This is a genomic window from Pseudomonas sp. SbOxS1 (assembly GCF_013416725.1).
GTDB lineage: Bacteria > Pseudomonadota > Gammaproteobacteria > Pseudomonadales > Pseudomonadaceae > Aquipseudomonas.
On record NZ_JAAVXC010000014.1, the window covers coordinates 25,764 to 44,582 of the forward strand.

Annotated in this window: 17 protein-coding genes; 12 read left to right on the forward strand and 5 right to left on the reverse strand. The window is 61.5% G+C overall.

The window, feature by feature from the left end; translation table 11 throughout:
• Positions 1-38: 38 nt before the first annotated feature.
• Positions 39-1,478 carry an amino acid permease gene (locus tag HFK74_RS15975; protein ID WP_180204344.1) on the forward strand — a complete coding sequence of 480 codons (1,440 nt, stop codon included), beginning with the start codon at positions 39-41 and terminating at the stop codon, positions 1,476-1,478.
• Here the strand turns inward: HFK74_RS15975 and HFK74_RS15980 are convergent.
• Positions 1,419-2,303 (reverse strand): LysR substrate-binding domain-containing protein, encoded by an 885-nt coding sequence (locus tag HFK74_RS15980; protein ID WP_180204345.1) that lies wholly within the window; start codon positions 2,301-2,303, stop codon positions 1,419-1,421. The genes HFK74_RS15975 and HFK74_RS15980 overlap by 60 nt on opposite strands.
• Before the next feature lie 225 nt (positions 2,304-2,528).
• Between HFK74_RS15980 and HFK74_RS15985 the strand changes: the two genes are divergently transcribed.
• Positions 2,529-3,293, forward strand: coding sequence for a sulfite exporter TauE/SafE family protein (locus tag HFK74_RS15985; RefSeq protein ID WP_180204346.1), 765 nt, complete (start codon positions 2,529-2,531; stop codon positions 3,291-3,293).
• Here HFK74_RS15985 and HFK74_RS15990 read toward each other — a convergent pair.
• Positions 3,283-3,597, reverse strand: coding sequence for a putative quinol monooxygenase (locus tag HFK74_RS15990; RefSeq protein WP_180204347.1), 315 nt, complete (start codon positions 3,595-3,597; stop codon positions 3,283-3,285). The two genes, HFK74_RS15985 and HFK74_RS15990, sit on opposite strands and share 11 nt — an antisense overlap.
• Positions 3,598-3,760: 163 nt before the next feature.
• Here HFK74_RS15990 and HFK74_RS15995 point away from each other — a divergent pair, with 163 nt between their 5' ends.
• From HFK74_RS15995 to HFK74_RS33190, 8 genes are all read left to right on the forward strand, one after another.
• Positions 3,761-4,351 (forward strand): NAD(P)H-dependent oxidoreductase, encoded by a 591-nt coding sequence (locus HFK74_RS15995; protein WP_180204348.1) that lies wholly within the window; start codon positions 3,761-3,763, stop codon positions 4,349-4,351.
• A 146-nt stretch (positions 4,352-4,497) separates the two neighbouring features.
• A complete protein-coding gene (locus HFK74_RS16000; protein ID WP_180204349.1) occupies positions 4,498-5,409 on the forward strand; it encodes a LysR family transcriptional regulator in 912 nt (303 codons plus the stop codon).
• A gap of 103 nt (positions 5,410-5,512) precedes the next feature.
• A complete protein-coding gene (locus HFK74_RS16005; RefSeq protein ID WP_180204350.1) occupies positions 5,513-6,406 on the forward strand; it encodes an NAD-dependent epimerase/dehydratase family protein in 894 nt (297 codons plus the stop codon).
• 196 nt (positions 6,407-6,602) lie between these two features.
• On the forward strand, positions 6,603-8,048 hold the full coding sequence (locus tag HFK74_RS16010; protein WP_180204351.1) for a SulP family inorganic anion transporter: 1,446 nt from the start codon (positions 6,603-6,605) through the stop codon (positions 8,046-8,048).
• A gap of 222 nt (positions 8,049-8,270) precedes the next feature.
• On the forward strand, positions 8,271-9,620 hold the full coding sequence (locus HFK74_RS16015; protein ID WP_180204352.1) for a gluconate:H+ symporter: 1,350 nt from the start codon (positions 8,271-8,273) through the stop codon (positions 9,618-9,620).
• Positions 9,621-9,635: 15 nt separating this feature from the next.
• Positions 9,636-10,496, forward strand: a complete 861-nt coding sequence (locus HFK74_RS16020) for a MurR/RpiR family transcriptional regulator (protein WP_180204353.1) — start codon at positions 9,636-9,638, stop codon at positions 10,494-10,496.
• A 1-nt stretch (position 10,497) separates the two neighbouring features.
• On the forward strand, positions 10,498-11,955 hold the full coding sequence (locus HFK74_RS16025; RefSeq protein ID WP_180204354.1) for an amidohydrolase family protein: 1,458 nt from the start codon (positions 10,498-10,500) through the stop codon (positions 11,953-11,955).
• Between the two features lie 86 nt (positions 11,956-12,041).
• The gene (locus HFK74_RS33190; RefSeq protein WP_368738164.1) at positions 12,042-12,254 is read left to right on the forward strand and encodes a plasmid stabilization protein; all 213 of its coding nucleotides are present in this window, start codon (positions 12,042-12,044) and stop codon (positions 12,252-12,254) included.
• Positions 12,255-12,378: 124 nt separating this feature from the next.
• Here the strand turns inward: HFK74_RS33190 and HFK74_RS16030 are convergent, their stop codons facing one another.
• A complete protein-coding gene (locus HFK74_RS16030; protein ID WP_180204355.1) occupies positions 12,379-14,298 on the reverse strand; it encodes a methyl-accepting chemotaxis protein in 1,920 nt (639 codons plus the stop codon).
• Positions 14,299-14,558: 260 nt separating this feature from the next.
• On the opposite strand from HFK74_RS16030, the gene HFK74_RS16035 reads away from it, so the two are divergent.
• Positions 14,559-15,230, forward strand: a complete 672-nt coding sequence (locus tag HFK74_RS16035; RefSeq protein WP_180204356.1) for a histidine phosphatase family protein — start codon at positions 14,559-14,561, stop codon at positions 15,228-15,230.
• 26 nt (positions 15,231-15,256) lie between these two features.
• Entirely contained in the window at positions 15,257-16,102 is an 846-nt protein-coding gene (locus HFK74_RS16040; protein ID WP_180204357.1) for a phosphatase PAP2 family protein, read from the forward strand.
• Between the two features lie 207 nt (positions 16,103-16,309).
• Here the strand turns inward: HFK74_RS16040 and HFK74_RS16045 are convergent, their stop codons facing one another.
• Positions 16,310-17,716 (reverse strand): DUF2252 domain-containing protein, encoded by a 1,407-nt coding sequence (locus HFK74_RS16045; protein WP_180204358.1) that lies wholly within the window; start codon positions 17,714-17,716, stop codon positions 16,310-16,312.
• 86 nt (positions 17,717-17,802) lie between these two features.
• Entirely contained in the window at positions 17,803-18,726 is a 924-nt protein-coding gene (locus HFK74_RS16050) for a hypothetical protein (RefSeq protein ID WP_180204359.1), read from the reverse strand.
• Positions 18,727-18,819: the final 93 nt, after the last annotated feature.

Below are 18,819 nucleotides of genomic sequence, written 5' to 3' on the forward strand. Positions count from 1 at the left end.
GTGCCCTTCAAGAAAGACAATATTCAGAGGACATAAAAATGACCGATAACGCCGGTTTTGAAACGATATCCAACCGTGAACAGGGGTTGCGGCGTCAGTTGACGTCAGGGCAGATGAGCATGATCGCCATTGGTGGTGCGATTGGCACCGGGCTGTTCATGGGCAGTGCCTACGCGATCGGCTATGCCGGGCCCAGCGTGCTGCTCAGCTACGCCATCGGCGCGATCATCACTTTGTTGTTGATGGGCTGCCTGGCGGAAATGACCGTGGCCCATTCGACCTCCGGTTCGTTCGGTGCCTATGCCGAATTCTATGTCAGCCCGCTGGCCGGTTTCCTGGTGCGCTATGCCTATTGGGCGGCGATCGTGCTGGCGGTTGGCACGGAAGTGACGGCGGTGGCGATGTACATGAAGTACTGGTTTGCCAACGTGCCGGAGTGGGTGTGGATCGTCTCGTTCTCCAGTGTGCTCATCGTGCTCAATGCGATCAGCGTGAAGACCTTCGGCACTTTCGAGTACTGGTTCTCGACCATCAAGATCGGCGCGATTGTCGGCTTCATCATTCTCGCGGTGTACGTGGTGTTCGGTTCCGGCAACCCGGAATACGGCGTGCACAATTACACCGCCCACGGCGGTTTTTTCCCTAATGGCCTGCAAGGCATGTGGGTCGCGGTCATCGTGTCGATCTTCAGTTACCTGAGCGTGGAGATGATCGCCGTGGCCGCCGGTGAAGCGCAGGACCCGGAGCAGGCCGTGAAGAAAGCCTTTCGCGCGACCATCGTGCGGCTGGTGGTGTTCTATCTGCTGACCCTGGCACTGATGCTGGCGATCGTGCCGTGGGTCCAGGCCGGCCATGCCCAGAGCCCGTTCGTCACGGTCATGCAAGCCATCGGCATTCCCGGCGCAACCGGGGTGATGAATTTCGTGATCCTGATCGCCGCGCTGTCGGCGATGAACAGCCAGTTGTACATCACCACGCGCATGATGTTCAGCCTGTCCCGTGGCGGTTACGCACCCAAGTCCATGGGCAAGTTGAGCAAGACCGGGATTCCGCTGAACGCACTGTTGTTGTCGAGCTCGGGCATTGCCCTGGCGACGTTGCTCAACATCCTGTACCCGGAAAGTTCGTTCACCTTGATGATGGCGATCTCCATGTTCGGCGCCATCTTCACCTGGTTCATGATCTTCCTGACGCACTATTGTTTCCGTCGTTATCACCAGCGTCACGGTGAGCGAAAACTGTCGTTTCGCATGCGCCTGTTCCCTTACAGCACGTGGTTGGGGTTGGTGCTGATGGGCGCGGTGATGATCACCACCTACTTCACCGAAGCCTTCAAGATGACCCTGGTCTTCGGCGTGCCGTTCCTGGTGCTGCTGACGGTGGTCTACGGCCTGTTTTTCAGGAAGCCAAAACCGGCCTCACTCAGTGAGCAACGCCTCGAGCAGCGCTCTGGCATAACCGGGCAGGCCAGTGAATGAGCGCGCGCACAACAGCAGTTTTCGCTGAGCCCAGTCCTCCTTCAAGGCGAAGCTTTTGAGCGGTTGATCCAGTGCCCGGCGCTGGATCGCCGCCAGCGGCACGATCGCCAGCCCGGCGCCGCGAGCCACCATGCGAATCACCCCGTCGAAGCCGTCCGCACGGATGCGGATCTGCATGCGCATACCCGCGTGCAACGCCTGTTCTTCGAGGTACACCGCGAGTGCGCTATTGGCGGATAGGCCCACGTAGTCGTGCTGCAAGGTATCGCTGAAACTGGGTGGGTCGCCGTCGGCCAGCGCATGCCCGGGCGGCATGATCAGCACCAGCGGGTCGTCGCGAAAGGGCAGGGTTTCGAGGGCGTGGGTGTCCACCGCGTCGGAGACGATGCCCAGGTCGGCGGCACCCTGGCGCAAGGCGTGGGTGATGCGTGCGCTGGGCCGTTCCTGCAGGTCGATGTCGAGGTTGGGGTGCTCGCGCAGGAAGTCGGCGAGCAACTCCGGCAGGTATTCAGTGATCGCCGTGGTGTTGCACAGCAACCGCACCTGGCCTTTGACGCCCTTGGCGTATTCGGCCAGGTCCTGCTGCATGCGGTCGGCCTGTTGCAGCAGGACCCGGGCGTGTTGTGCGAGGGCTTTACCGGCCGGCGTGGGGGATACGCCGCGCCGGCCGCGTTCCAGGAAATCGGTGCCGAGTGAAGATTCCATCGCACGGATTCGTGCGCTCGCGGCGGCCAGGGACAGATGGCTGCGCGCGGCACCGGCGGTGATGTTGCCGGTGTCGAGGATGTTCAGGTAGAGGCGCAGGTCGGTCAGGTCGAAGTGCATCGTTACGGCCTCAGGAGGTGTGTCGTTTTGGCGGGCCTCTTCGCGGGCAAGCCCGCTCCCACAGGTGACCGAGTTCCCATTGGCAAAATGCAATCCACTGTGGGAGCGGGCTTGCCCGCGAAGGCGTCAGCAGCCACGGCGATTACCTAAGCCTCTGCCAAATCAAGAGGCACCCTCAGTATATGGCAGATTTTCATCCGGCCCATCCAGCCTCACCATAGCCCCATGAATACACTCGCCTCGTTCTACCAGAATCTCGGATTGACCCTGTCTTTGCTGGTCATTGCCACCTTCCTGCTGGCCGGTATGATCAAGGGTGTCATCGGTCTCGGCCTGCCGACCATCGCCATGGGCCTGCTCGGTCTGGCTATGGCCCCATCACAGGCTGCTGCACTGTTGATCATTCCCGCCACCCTGACCAACGTCTGGCAGCTGGCTTTCGGCGGGCATCTGCGCGGGTTGATCAAGCGGCTGTGGCCGATGTTGCTGGCGATTTTCATCGGCACTGGCGCGGGTACGCTGTGGATCGGCATGGCGGGTGGGCATTGGGTGGTGCGCGGATTGGGCGCGGCGTTGTTGCTCTATGCGCTGAGTGGCTTGTTCCTGCCGACCTTGCGTGTAGGCGCGGGTCATGAGCGCTGGCTAGGTCCGTTGTGCGGCGTGCTGACAGGTGTGATTACGTCGGCCACGGGTGTGTTCGTGATTCCGGCGGTGCCTTACCTGCAGGCGCTGGGCTTGAGCAGGGACGAACTGGTGCAGGCATTGGGCCTGTCGTTCACCGTCTCGACCCTCGCCCTTGCGGGTGGACTGCTATGGCGCGGCGCCCTCGGCGGTGGCGAGTTGAGTGCGTCGCTGTTGGCGCTGATCCCGGCGGTACTCGGCATGTGGCTGGGGCAGTGGCTGCGCCAGCGGATCAGCGCCCTGTTGTTCAAGCGCGTATTTTTCATTGGCCTCGGGTTGCTCGGCGGCCATTTGTTGATCAGCGGCTAGCGGATGACGGGCTGATCATTTCGATGGCGCGGATCTCGAAATCCCGTTCCAGGTACTCGTCGCGCTGATCGAGGAACTGCTTCATGTGCGGCAGGTTCGAGTGCACGTCGAGGTGTGCCTGGGACTGCCAGACCTCGTAGAAAATAAACAGGGTAGGGTCCTGCTTGTCGCGCAGCATGTGGTACTCGATGCAGCCGGGTTCGGCGCGACTCGCCTCTACATAGCCGCTGAAAAACGCTTCGAAGGCGTCGGATTTTTCCGGGCGGGTCTTGGCGTGCAGGATGAAGCCTTGCATTTCACTCATTGGAAAACACTCCTCAAGTCAGAATCGGCGCCAGTCTAAGACAACAATCGCCTATTGATTCGTGCGTCTGGGTCAAATGAATTTTGCGAAATCGGCGCTTATTCCGCGCGAGGCAGATCGTTACTCTGCCGCCATCCGATTCCTGACCCTTCCGAGACCTCCCATGAAAAAAGTCCTGCTGCTCAATGGCGGTAAAAAATTCGCCCACTCCGATGGCCGCTACAACACCACCTTGCATGAAGCCGCGCTGAGCGTGCTGGATCGCGGCGGTGTGGATGTCAAAGCCACCTTCATCGACGAGGGTTACGACGTCGCTGAAGAAGTCGCCAAATTCCTCTGGGCCGACGTGATCATCTATCAGATGCCCGGCTGGTGGATGGGCGCGCCATGGACCGTGAAGAAGTACATCGACGAAGTCTTCACCGAAGGTCACGGCAGCCTCTACGCCAGCGACGGCCGCACCCGTTCCGACGCCTCGCAGAAGTACGGCAGTGGCGGCCTGATCCAAGGCAAGCAATACATGTTGTCGCTGACCTGGAACGCGCCGCAGCAAGCCTTCGACGACCCAACCGACTTCTTCGAGGCCAAAGGCGTGGACGCGGTGTACTTCCCGTTCCACAAGGCCAACGAATTCCTCGGCATGACCGCCTTGCCAACTTTCCTCTGCGTGGACGTGATGAAGCGCCCGAACATCGAGGCCGATGTGGTGCGTTATGAGCAGCATCTGGCCGAGGTGTTTGGCCTGAAGGCTTGATGCTCCGCTACTATCGATAACTGGAACCAGAACCTGTAGGAGTCCGGCTTGCCGGCGAAGGCGATCTTGAGGTCGCTTTCGCCGGCAAGCCGGGCTCCTACGAAAAGCAATTGATGTGCGCCGCAAGTTATCGATAAGGAACACACGTGAAAGCCAGATCCGATGAGTTGCAGATTTTCGTCTGCGTGATCGAGTGCGGGTCGATTTCCGCGGCTGCCGAGCAGGTCGGGCAGACGCCGTCGGCGGTCAGCCGCACGCTGTCGCGGCTGGAGGCCAAGCTCGATACCACGTTGATCAACCGCACCACGCGGCGCATGGACCTGACCGAGGAGGGCAAGTATTTCTTCGAGCACGCCAAGCTGATTCTCGATCAGATGGATCAACTCGAAGAGCGCTTGTCCTCGCGCCAGCAAACGCCGTCCGGGCGTTTGCGCATCAACGCCGCGTCGCCGTTCATGCTGCACGCCATCGTGCCCTACATCGATGAGTTCCGTAGGCTGTATCCGGATATCCAGCTCGAACTCAACAGCAACGACCTGATCATCGACCTGCTGGAGCAAAGCACCGACATTGCCATCCGCATCGGCACCCTCGCCGACTCGACCCTGCACGCCCGCTCCCTGGGTTGCAGTCCGCTGCACATCGTCGCAAGCCCGGCGTACCTGGAAAAACACGGCACACCGACCGCCGTGGCGGACCTGGCCGAACACACCCTGCTGGGATTCACCCAGAACGAAGGCCTCAACCAATGGCCGCTGCGCTACGTGCATGGCGATCGCTGGCCGATCCAGGCGTCACTGAGCGCGTCCAGCGGTGAAACCATCCGCCATCTGGCACTGGAAGGCCAGGGCATCGCCAGCCTGTCGCATTACATGACCATCGAAGACATTCGTGCCGGACGGTTGAAGGTGTTGCTGGGCGAGTTCAACAGCGGCTATCGCCAGCCGATCAACGCGGTGTACTACCGCAACTCGCAACTGGCCTTGCGTATCCAGTGCTTCCTCGACTTCATCCAGGGCAAATTGGCGGTTTACGCTTCCACGGATTTCAGCGGCTGATTCGTGATTCCTGCGCAAGAGTGAATTGGGTCAGCAGGGATTTTTCGTCAGGGATCGCTGCTTGATACTCGTTGCATCACTTATCAACGCAGGGAGTTACTCCATGAACGTATTCGTTACCGGTGCTGCCGGTTTTATCGGTGGCTCCATCGCCACCGGCCTGGTCAAGGCCGGCCACACCGTTACCGGTCTGGTGCGCAACGCCGAACAAGCGGATGAGCTCAAGGCGCTGGGCATCACGCCAATCACCGGCACACTGGATGACAGCGCGCTATTGGCCGAACAGGCCCGGGCCGCCGACGCCGTGATCAACGCCGCCAGCAGCGACCATCGCGGCGCTGTCGAAGCCTTGCTCGATGCCCTGCGCGGCTCCAACAAAGTATTCCTGCACACCAGCGGTTCGAGCATCGTCGGCGATGCCTCGGGCGGTCAGTCCAGCGACGTCATCTACGTTGAGGACAACTTGCCGGAACCCACCGTGGACAAGGCCGCACGGGTGGCCATCGATAACCTGATCCTCGCCGCGGCCAAGGATGGCGTGAACTCGGCCGTCATCTGCAACACGCTGATCTACGGCCACAGCCTGGGCGTCAATCGCGACAGCGTGCAGTTGCCGCGCTTGCTCAAACAGGCGCGCAAAAGCGGCGTGGTCCGCCATGTCGGGACCGGGCAGAACATCTGGTCCAACGTGCACATCGAAGACGTGGTGTCGCTGTACCTGCTGGCGCTGACCAAAAATGTCCCAGGCACGTTCTACTTCGTCGAAAGCGGTGAAGCGTCTTTCATCGACATGACCACGGCAATCGCCGAGGCGTTGAACCTGGGCAAGCCGCAAGACTGGCCGTTGAAGGACGCCGAAGCCGAGTGGGGTTATGAAATGGCCAACTATGGCCTGGGCTCCAACAGCCGGGTTCGCGGCAAGCATGCGCGGGAATTGCTGGGCTGGGTGCCCAAGCGTACCTCGGTGCTGGAGTGGATTCGTAACGAGATGGTGTGAGTCCGCTCAACACCGAGTTGCTGCCATCGCGAGCAGGCTCACTCCCACATTAGACCGTGCCCGTCTGGACAACGCGGTCCACTGTAGGAGTGAGCCTGCTCGCGATGGCGTTTTCAAGGTCTCACAACTGGCCGGGCCGCCCTCTATTCCGTAACATCCGCACACTCCTTCTGCGACTCCCTGCATGCGGTCCCCCATGAAACCAAAACATCTACGCGCTGATGCCCTCGCTGGCCTCACGACGTCTTTCGCCCTGTTGCCCGAATGCATCGCCTTCGCGCTGGTGGCTCATCTCAATCCGCTGATGGGGCTGTACGGTGCGTTCATCCTTTGCACCCTGACCGCGTTGTTCGGTGGTCGGCCGGGCATGGTGTCGGGTGCTGCCGGCTCGATGGCGGTGGTGATCGTCGCGCTGGTGGTGCAGCACGGTGTGCAGTACTTGCTGGCGACGGTGCTGCTGGGCGGGTTGATCATGTCGGCGTTCGGGCTGTTGCGCCTGGGCAAGCTGGTGCGCATGGTGCCGCACCCGGTGATGCTCGGTTTCGTCAATGGCCTGGCGATCATCATTGCCCTGGCGCAACTGGAGCATTTCAAGAGCGGCGAGACCTGGCTGAGCGGTACGCCCCTGTACTACATGATCGGGTTGGTGGCGGTGACGATGGCGATTGTCTATGTGCTGCCGCGCCTGACCCGCGCGGTGCCGCCGGCATTGGTGGCGATCCTCGGGGTGGGTCTGGCGGTTTACTTGCTCGGCCTGCCAACCCGCACCCTGGGCGACATGGCACATATTGCAGGTGGCTTGCCGACATTTGCCTTGCCAGACATTCCCTGGAGCCTGGAAACCCTGCACATCATCGCGCCCTACGCGATCCTGATGGCGATGGTCGGCCTGCTGGAGACGTTGCTGACCCTGAACCTCACCGACGAAATCACCGAGAGCCGCGGCTACCCCGATCGCGAGTGCGTGGCATTGGGGGCGGCCAACGTGGTGTCCGGTCTGTTCGGCGGCATGGGCGGTTGCGCGATGATCGGGCAGACCGTGATCAACTTGAGTTCCGGGGGGCGTGGCCGGTTGTCCGGTGTGGTCGCCGGTGTGTCGATCCTGCTGTTCATCCTGTTCCTGTCGCCGCTGATCGAACGTATTCCGTTGGCGGCGTTGGTGGGGGTGATGTTTGTGGTCTCGCAGCAAACTTTCGCCTGGGCTTCGCTGCGGGTGCTGAACAAGGTGCCGTTGAACGATGTGCTGGTGATCATCGCGGTGACGGTGATCACGGTGTTCACCGACCTGGCCACGGCGGTGTTGTGCGGCATCATCATTGCTGCGCTGAATTTCGCCTGGCAGCAGGCTCGGCAGCTGTACGCCGACAGTCACCTGGAAAACGACGGCAGCAAGCTTTACCGCGTGCATGGCACCTTGTTTTTTGCCTCGACCACGCCGTTTCTCAACCAGTTCGACCCGGCCAACGACCCTGCGCAAGTGACCCTCGATTGTCGCCACCTGAGCTTCGTCGATTACTCCGCCATCGCGGCATTGGATACCTTGCGCGAGCGCTACAGCAAGGCTGGCAAGCACCTGCGGGTGCTGGGCCTGTCCGAGCGCTGCAAGAAACTGCTCAAGCGTGCCCGGGTGCAGCACGACTGAAATCCGCCTGGCCGATGATCGTTCCCACGCAGAGCGTGGGAACGATCAGTGAGGTCATGAAAATCCGCCTGCCTGATTTTCATTAATCGCGACACGGCATATCTCTAAGCGACATCCCTTACCTCTGCACGAAAATTACTTTCACCTCGTTTGAAAATAACGCTTCGAAATGTTTTAAGAGTTTCACAAAACTTTCGACGTGACCCTCTCGAGGAGTACCGCATGACCCTGTCCTTCGGCTATTGGCTGCTGGTGTACGCCGCCATCGCCATCATCGCGCTGATCGTGCTGATCGCCCGTTACCGGCTCAATCCGTTCATCGTCATCACCCTGATTTCCATCGGCCTGGCGCTGGTGGCGGGCATGCCGCCGTCCGGCGTGGTCGGGGCCTATGAGGCGGGTGTCGGCAAGACCCTGGGGCATATCGCACTGGTGGTGGCGCTGGGCACCATGCTCGGCAAAATGATGGCCGAGTCCGGCGGCGCCGAGCAGGTGGCGCGCACCTTGATCGACCGCTTCGGCGAAAAGAACGCGCATTGGGCGATGGTCTGCATCGCCTTCCTGGTGGGGCTGCCGTTGTTCTTCGAGGTCGGTTTCGTGTTGCTGGTGCCGATTGCGTTCACCGTGGCGCGGCGGGTTGGCGTGTCGATCCTGATGGTCGGCTTGCCGATGGTTGCCGGCCTGTCGGTGGTGCATGCGCTGGTACCACCGCACCCGGCAGCGATGCTGGCGGTACAGGTGTACCAGGCGTCGGTGGGGCAGACCTTGCTCTATGCGATTGCGATCGGCATTCCCACGGCGATCATCGCCGGTCCCCTGTACGCCAAGTTCATCGTGCCGCGCATCCAGTTGCCGGCGGAAAACCCGCTGGAGCGGCAGTTCCTCGAGCGTGAACCGCGCGATAGCCTGCCGAGTTTCGGCCTGACCATGGCGACTATCCTGTTGCCGGTGGTGCTAATGCTGATCGGCGGCTGGGCCAACCTGATTTCCACTCCGGGCACGGGCCTCAACCAGTTCCTGCTGTTCATCGGCAACTCGGTCATCGCATTGCTGCTGGCGACATTGTTGAGCTTCTGGACCCTGGGCCTGGCCCAGGGTTTCAATCGCGAGTCGATCCTCAAGTTCACCAACGAATGCCTGGCACCGACCGCCAGCATTACCTTGCTGGTGGGCGCCGGCGGCGGCCTGAACCGGATCCTGGTGGATGCCGGCGTCACCGACCAGATCGTCGGCCTGGCCAACGAATTTCACTTGTCGCCGTTGCTGATGGGCTGGTTGTTTGCCGCGTTGATGCGCATCGCCACCGGTTCCGCCACCGTGGCCATGACCACCGCCTCGGGCGTGGTCGCGCCCGTGGCCATCGCGATGGGGTATCCGCATCCGGAGCTGCTGGTGTTGGCGACGGGGGCGGGCTCGGTGATTTTTTCCCACGTCAACGACGGCGGCTTCTGGCTGATCAAGGAATACTTCAATATGACGGTGACCCAGACCTTCAAGACCTGGACGGTGCTGGAGACCCTGATCTCGCTCGTCGCCTTCGGCCTGACCGTGGGCCTTTCCTACCTGATTTAACCGGAGCCGCCTGCCATGGACATCCTCTACCAGATCCGCGCCCGCCAGGATTCCTTCAGCGCCGGAGAAGGACGCATCGCGCGCCTGATGCTCGACGATGTGGGGTTTGCCGCCTCCGCAAGCCTGGATGAGCTGGCGCTGCGCGCAGAAGTCAGCACCGCCACGCTGTCGCGTTTCGCTCGCACGGTCGGCTGCAAGGACTTGCGCGACCTGCGTTTACAACTGGCCCAGGCCAGTGGCGTCGGCAGCCGTTTTCTCGACCCGGCGGGCACACCGGATCAGTCGGCGTTCTACGGGCAGATCGTCGGCGACATCGAATCGACCCTGCGCCAGCACCTGTCGGCCTTCGACGAGTCGCGATTCGCCGATGCGGTGAAACTGTTGGGCAAGGCGCGGATGATTCACGCCTTCGGCATGGGCGGCTGCTCGACCTTGTGCAGCGATGAGTTGCAGGTGCGCCTGGTGCGCCTTGGCTACCCGATCGCGGTCTGTCACGACGCGGTGATGATGCGGATCACGGCGGCCAGTCTCAGTGCCGATCAGGTGGTCATCGTCTGTTCATTGACAGGTATCACCCCTGAACTGCTGGAAACCGTGGAGCTGGCCCGCAGCTACGGCGCGCCCATCCTGGCCATCACCCGAGGCGATTCGCCGCTGGCGCAACTGGCCGACATCGTGCTGCCGCTGCAAAGCGCCGAGACCTCGTTCATCTACAAACCGACAGCGGCACGCTACGGCATGCTGCTGGCCATCGATGTGCTTGCCACCGAGCTGGCACTGGCCAATCCTCAAGACAATCAAGAGCGCCTGCGGCGGATCAAACTCGCCCTGGACGATTACCGCGGCGGCGACGATCACTTGCCGCTGGGAGACTGACATGATGTACGACACGCTGATTCGCAATGCCCTGGTCATCGACGGCAGCAACAGCCCTGGCTACCTGGCCGACGTGGCGATCCGCAATGGTCGCATCGAGCGCATCGGCGACTTGCAGGATGCCCGTGCCACCGAGGAAATCGACGCTGCCGGTCGCGTGCTGGCGCCCGGCTTCATCGATGTGCACACCCACGACGACACGGTGGTGATCCGTCAGCCGCAGATGCTGCCCAAGATCAGCCAGGGCGTGACCACGGTGATCGTCGGCAACTGCGGGATCAGCGCCTCGCCGGTGAGCCTGCGCGGCGATCCGCCGGACCCGATGAACTTGCTCGGCAGCGCTGCGGCGTTTGTCTATCCGAAGTTCAGTGATTACCGTGCGGCGGTCGAGGCGGCGAACACCACACTGAACGTCGCCGCGCTGGTGGGCCACACCGCGTTGCGCAGCAACCACCTCGACGACCTGTTTCGCACCGCTACGGCCGACGAAATTGCCGCGATGCGCGAGCAGTTGCGCGAAAGCCTGGAGGCTGGCGCCCTGGGCTTGTCCACCGGTCTTGCCTACGCCAGTGCGTTCTCGGCATCCACCGAGGAAGTGATGCAACTGACCGAAGAGCTGACGGCGTTCGGCGCGGTCTATACCACCCATTTGCGCAGCGAATTCGAGCCGGTACTGGAAGCCATGGACGAGGCGTTCCAGATCGGCCGCCATGCGCAATCCCCGGTGATCATTTCCCATCTCAAATGTGCCGGCGCCGGTAACTGGGGGCGCAGCCCGCAACTGTTGGCGTCCCTCGAACAGGCGGCGAAAACCCACCCGGTGGGCTGCGATTGCTACCCCTATGCCGCCAGTTCCTCGACCCTGGACCTCAAGCAAGTCACCGATGCCCACCGCATCACCATCACCTGGTCAACGCCGCACCCGCAGATGGGCGGGCGCGACCTGATGGATATCGCCGCCGAGTGGAACCTGTCCTTGCTCGAGGCCGCCCGCCAGCTGCAACCGGCTGGCGCTGTGTACTACGGGATGGACGAAGCCGATGTGCGACGAATCCTGGCGCACCCGTTGTCGATGGTCGGCTCCGATGGCCTGCCGGAAGACCCGTTTCCCCATCCACGCTTGTGGGGCGCCTTCCCGCGGGTGCTCGGCCATTTCAGCCGTGACGTAGGCCTGTTTCCCCTGCACACCGCCGTGCACAAGATGACCGGGTTGTCGGCGGCGCGATTCGGCCTGAAGCAAAGGGGCGAGATCCGTGAAGGCCATTGGGCCGACCTGGTGCTGTTCGACCCGGCGACCATTCGCGATGTCGCCGATTTCAACGATCCGCAACGGGCGGCCGAAGGCATCGATGGCGTGTGGGTCAACGGGGTGTTGAGTTACCAGGACGGTCAGGCGAACGGGCGCAGGGAAGGGCGGTTTTTGGCGCGGGAAGGGGATTTGCGCGCAGGATTTGTGTGACGCTAAAAGATCGCAACCTGCGGCAGCTCCAGAGGAGGCTTCGTGCTAGTGTCGTCCGATGATCTTGATAAGTTCGGGAGGCGCTTGTGGCCAGCATCACCATCAGTAATTTTGACTCTCGGCTTTTTGAGTTACTGCGCGTAGCGGCAGACACCAACGGTCGGTCGATGGAGGAAGAGGCTCGCATTATTCTTGGGCACTCACTCAATCAGAAGGATTGTGTGAGTGGCTTGGGGACTCGAATACACAATCGGTTCAAATCCGAAGGTGGTGTGGAGTTGAATCTGCCTGCTCGCTGATGCGGGCATATAGGTTGCTTGTCATATCGCCATCGCGAGCAGGCTCGCTCCCACAGGATGCTCATTGAACCTGTGGGAGCGAGCCTGCTCGCGAATGGATCGTTCATTCCCCGCGCAATGAACGTCAGACGCGGAAGTGGCTGACCATCATCTGCAACTGATTCCCCAACCGCGCCAGTTCAACGCTGGACTTGGCCGTCTCATCGCTGGCCGCAGCGGTCTGTTCCGATACATCACGCACGTTGATGATGCTACGGCTGATTTCCTCAGCCACGGCGCTTTGCTGCTCGGCAGCGGCCGCGATCTGCTGGTTCATCGACTGGATGTTGGACACTGTGCGGGTGATGTTTTCCAGTGAGGCGCCGGCCTTGCGGGTCAGGGCCACGCTACTGTCGGTCAGGGTGCGGCTGTTGTTCATCACGGTCGCCACTTGCTGGGTGCCGTTCTGCAGGGCGGCCACCAGGCCTTCGATTTCCTCGGTGGATTTCTGCGTGCGTTGGGCCAGGCCCCGCACTTCGTCGGCCACCACGGCGAACCCGCGACCGGCTTCCCCGGCGCGTGCCGCTTCAATGGCGGCGTTGAGTGCCAGCAGGTTGGTCTGTTCGGCCACGGCCTTGATCACGTCCATGACGCTGCCGATCTTGTCGCTTTCCTGTTGCAGCAGGCCCATGGCTTCGGTGGAGCGCGCCACCTCGTTGGCCAGGCGCTCGATCTGGGTGATGGCTTCGCCGACCACCTTGTCGCCTTCGCGTGCTTCACCATCCGCCGCGGCGGCGGCCTGGGAGGCTTGTTCGGCATTGCGCGCGACTTCCTGCACGGTGGCGGTCATCTCGTGCATGGCGGTGGCGACCTGGTCGGTCTCGACTTTCTGGCTGTTGACCCCGGCGCTGGTCTGCTCGGTCACGGCCGACAGTTCCTCGGCCGCGCTGGCGATCTGGGTGACACCGTCGCGGATACCGCTGATCAGGTCGCGCAGGGTCACGCCCATGCGCGCAATGCCTTGTTGCAAGACACCCAGCTCATCGCGGCGTGTCACCTGGACGTCATGGGACAGGTCGCCGCTGGCGATGCGATCGACCACGGCCAGGGTCTCGCGCAAGGGGCCTGTGATCTGCCGGGTAATGATGACGGCGGCAATAATGCCCACCAACAACGCCAGCAGGGCGCTGATCAGTTGCAGGGTACGCGCCTGGGCGCTTTCGGCGTCACGACGGTCGAGCTGGATCTGATACAGCTGCTCGCTCAGGCTCACGATGGCCGCGCCCTGGTCGGTCATTTCCTTGCGCGCCTGTACGGCATCGCTGTTCGCGGCTTTGTAGGCCTGCAAGGCGCTGCGGTAGTTGCCCAGCGCGGTCTCCAGTTGACGCAGGGCCTCGGGCTGGATGTCGGTGAGATGCACGTTGAGCTGTTTCAGGCTGGCTATTGCGGCGTCCAGTTGGGCGACGGCTTTTTGCTCGGTTTCGGCATTGGTGGTCGCGGTGTAGCCACGTACTTCGTAGCGGGCCAGCAAGAACGCTTGTTTGGCGGCGGTGATGGCCTGGAACTGTTCGAAGCGCTGATCGCTCGGTGGCAGTTGTTGCACGCGGCTGTTCAGATCGTCGATCAACGTGCTGGCCGTTTCGGCGTTGGCGCCCATGACGTCGCGGGCGCTGTTGCCGGTGCGGTAGGCGCCACGCATCTTGGCCAGGGACGTCTTGTAGGCGTCGATGACGGTGCCTTGCTCTTTGAGCAGCTTGAGGTTTTCCGGGCTCTTGAACTTGGCCAGCAAGGCTTGTTGCTGATCGGAAAAGGCCTGCAGCGTGGCCTGGACATTCTGCGCGGTGGCTTCGTCGCCGTTGGTCAGCATGTATTGCAGGCGCACCACGCGCAGCTTGGTCAGGCCGGCGTTGAGCTGGGTAATGTCGCTCATCCAGTTGCTGCGGTCGATCAAACTGCCCAGGCTGGTCCAGCCGGTCAGGGCGAGGATGCAGGTCAGGGCCAGGACCAGGCCGAAGCCCAGGCCCAGTTTCAGGTTCACGCTGATGTTGCCGAACCAGCTATTCATCAAAATTCCTCCAGGAACGTGTGTTTCTTGATCGTCGGTTGGCTGGAAGATTGTTGTTTTTAGGCGCCAGCAAGGTGGGTTGCAGGTCTGTATCGGCAGCAATCACGAGAGCTGAAAGGATTTTGTCGGACGGAATCTGTAACAAGTTTTTTGCCGCAGGCTTAAGCTTTTTTTCACATCTGTTTCACTGCCTGCCGACGCCACCCTCATTACCCTCGCGGGATCGAATGAAGGGCTGCATGCCGGCGAGGCGGCTTGATGTGGAATTGAGACTGAGTCTGTTCGGAATAAACCGCTCGATCGACCTGAGCCGTTTTGCCCGTTATCGCAATGCGCTCGTGGTGCTGGCCTCGGCGCTGCTGGCGATCCCCGTGACATTATTGCTGCTACGTCCTGCCGCCGTGCCGGACCTGGCCCATGGCAACGTGGAGGGCGCGCGGGCGCTGTTGGCGGGTTGGGCCAAGGGCGACATGATCGTGCTGGTGCGCCATGTCGAACGTTGCGATCACTCCAGCGCGCCCTGCCTGAGTGGCAACGATGGCATTACCGATCGCTCGCGCAGCGTTGCGGTGGCCGTCGGTGCGCGGTTCGAGCAGCTTGGACTGGGGAAGGCCGACATCTACAACAGCCCGATGGTGCGTACGGCACAGACGAGCGGGTACATGTTCAACAAGGTCGGCACCGGCGACGACTGGCTGATCAACTGCAAGGGCACGATGTTGCGCGACGCCCTGGCGCACAAGGTTGCCGGGCGCAACCTGATCCTGGTGACGCACAGCGAATGCATGGCGCAACTGCAAAAGGATCTCAAATTACCGACTTCGACCCTCGGCTATGGCTCCGCACTTTTTGTCACCGCCCAAGCGCTGCAAGCGCCACGCGTACTCGGCTTCATTGAGGCCTCGGACTGGCAATCGGTGACCACCGAATGAATTCACTCTCTGAATCAGGACGCACCATGCTGACGGCTTCCCGCTCCCGCTTTTACTGGCTGAACTTCGGTATCCCACTGGCCTGCGCGGTCGTGGTGTTCCTGATGTTCGACCTGACCCGGATCGACATCGCCTTCAACGATCTTTTTTTTGACCCGGTGACGCAGACGTTCCCCCTGGACCATGTGCACCTGTTCGAAAAAATCACCCATAAATGGGCGCGGATCATTCCTAACTGGACCGGCGAAATCGCCATCATCGGTGCCTTGCTGTCGTTTCTCTGGCCGCGTTTGAAGGCCGAAAAACACGCGAAAATCATCGCCTTCCTGGAGAAGATCAAAGTCGCGCCGGTACTGCGCTTTGCCACCAGGCATCGTCGTGATTTCCTCTACGTGGTGTTTGCCTTCTCCATCAGCACCGGCGTGATTCACTACCTCAAGGGCCATACCAGCGTGTATTGCCCGATCGAGACCACCCAGTACGGCGGGAAGATCGAACACAAGGAGTGGTACGAGAATTTCGATTTGCTCAAGGTCGCGGGGGAAGGGCGCTGCTGGCCGGGCGGGCATGCCTCCGGCGGTTTCACCATGCTCGCGTTGTACTTTGTTGCACGCCGTTACCGCTGGCGCCATGCCAAGGCGCTCATGTACGGCTCGCTGGCCCTGGGGTTCGTGTATGGCACGACGCGGGTGTTGCAGGGCTGGCACTACATGTCCCACACCTTCTGGGCCGGGATCTTCGTGTGGCTGGCGTGCCTGCTGACGGCGCTGGCGTTTTACGGGCGAGCACGGTTGGAGATGCCGGTGCTGCGCAAGGCTGAAAAACCGGTATTGGTGGCTCAACCTGTCGGACTTACGCCTGCGGATCAATAGAATCCAGCGCCCGGTTCACAGCCAGCTCCGCCAGGGTCTTTTCCCTGGGAGCTGTCCCGGAGCGGGACCTTTCTCAAGACAAAAAAAAGCCCGCGGGAGGGCGGGCAAACCGTAGTTTCTTGAATGAGCAAGGCAAATGTACAGCGAGTTGCCTGAACGCGGGGTGAAGAAAAGTTCATGTCGTTCCCGAGGCGCACTCCGCCGCGCCTAAGGCAGATGATCCGCTGCAAAATCCGCTTCCGAGCGCGCGTGTAATTTTCCCTTGCGACACGCTTGCTGGAAGTGTTCGAAGTCGCGCTCGTTCTGTTCGCCATAGCCTTGGGCATACTGGTAGAGCGCATCGGCCAGTGCCTCGCTCTTGCCGAGGTAGCCGCTGATGTACGCGGCGTGTCCTGAAGACTTGGCGTGCGCGCGGGCCAGGGCGCGGCCACAAACCCGTGCGTAGGCCGCGAACGCTTCCCCGTCGAAGGTCTCGAGTTCGGCCGAGACCTTCATGTCGCGCAACTGCCGCACATAGAAGTGACGCCCGCTGGGGCCGGTGGTCCAGCCAAGGAACAGGTCGCTGGCCGATTGCATCAGGCGTTGGCCGTCCACCACGCGCTGCCCCTCATGCCGGGCCCGTGATTTGGTTTTCACATAGCCGGCGAGCACCGAGCGTCGTGCTTCCTTGAATTGCAGGAACAACGGGAATTCCTGCTCGTCGGTCAGCAGCGCCACCAGGCAACGCGTACCGACGCTGCCGACACCCACCACTTTGAACGCCATGTCCTGCGCCTCAAAGCGCGACAGCAGCTCGCGGCGGTCGGCTTGCAGCGTGCCTCGGTAGTCGCGCAGGAAGGTTTCATACAACGGTCGCCAGTCCGCAAGGCGCAGCCAGTCATCGTCGGCATTCAGCAGGGTGGTGTGGTTGTGCAGGTGGAAAATTTCCGGCAGGTCATCGCGAATGATCAGGCGGCCCTGTTTGTCGCGCTCGCTGATTTTCGGCAGCAGTTGCGCATGGGTACGACGTTCGGCTTTCTCTATCGCCCGTTGCACATGCTCCAGGGTGTTTTTGCTCGCCTGTGCGCGTAAGTCGTCATAGGTGATGGACTCGTACCAGGTGTCCATCGCGCTCTGTTCGGCGCATTCGAGCATCGTTTGCTGATAAGCGCCCACCAGTTGGCGGCAGACCGTTTCTTCCACCGAACTGCCATGGCGCAGGTCACGGGTGGCCACCAGGAAACTGGCCACCAACCGTTTCAAGTCCCACTCCCAGGGACCGGGATGGACCTCGTCGAAGTCGTTGACGCTGAACAGCAGATTGCGCTCGGGGGTGGCAAAACCACCAAAATTCATCAGGTGACAGTCGCCACAGATCGGCGCAACCAGCCCCATGTCTGGTGTCCCCGCCAGGTCGTGCGCCTGCAGCAACGCATTGCCGCGATAGAAGCTGAAAGGCGATTCCAGCATGCGGCCATAACGCAATTCGACCAACGATCGGATGCGACCCTCACTCGATGCCTTGATCAGCGGAACAGGATCGCGCCTGGCTTTGCCCATTGAAGCCTGCTGGTTGCGTGGACACTTCTTGCGGGCTTCCTTGCCTTGCTTGAGACGGTCTTTGAGTGCAGTCATGTGGGCTCTTTCGGCGGGAGAGGCGGGAGGTGTGCGATTGAGTGTAGAAGGGGTTTGGGGGGAAGCCGCTGTTACACCGATCATCCTCAATATTCCGTCACCTTCTGCCTGCGCAAAATCCACCCTGCCTCCCCGGGCATCAACCGGTACTGAATTTCGCGCATTTTCCCGGTCCGACCCGCCGAGGCGTCCGTGCTGTCATACAGCGCAAACCGCTGTACCAATGTGTTTTCCACTACGGCAAACTCGTCCTCGCCCCGATACCCCTCGGCGATCTTCGGGTCTTCGCTGACCGGTGGCAGATAGATCGCGCTGAGGGATTTTTTACGGTTGGCGGCGTAGGCCACGAGTTCGCCGGGCAATCCGCGCCCGGGTGACCTGACGAACACGTAAATTTCCGGTGAACCATCCCCATCGAGGTCCCCGACCTCCGCCCGGGCAATGTTGCCAGCCAGGGGATGAGACATGGCGGAATTATCGATTTCCAGCCCTTGGGGAACGATGCGCAATGCCCGGCTGCCATCGACCGACGCCTGCGTCACATGAAAAGTAATGCCCTGTAGTTCAAGCGTCTGGTCGAAAGGCTGCTTGCCATTGCCCGGCTCTGCGGCGCCAAGGTTCAACGAGAGGCTGTAGTTCGCCACCTCGTTGCGCCGCGCGGCGTTGCGCATGAGGTACACCTGGACAATGTATTCGCCATCGACGGGCAGCGGTCCGCGGAAGTGATTGCCCATGATCGAGCCGTTGAACAGCGCGTATTCCTCGCCTTTGGCGGTGATATTGAAATAGGCGGACGCGTTGGAAGGCTTGAGGTCGACGGTCAACATCTGGCCCGCCTTCGCGCGCAGGCGATACTCGGCGGTCAGCCGGCCCTTGATGGCGTCGGAGAATTCGACGGTATCGACGCCGTTGTTGAAAGAGACATGTTCGACCCGAGGGGCGACTGCGCTGTCGGCCTGTGCCGGCAGGGTGACCATCGCCGCCAGCAGGGCCAGAATCCGGATGTTCATGTTCTGCGTCCCGAATGCTTCTGTTCAGTGGAGGGATGAGCATAGATCCGCTTGCCAGTTCGCACCGCTCACGATCGGCCAGTGACCTATTCT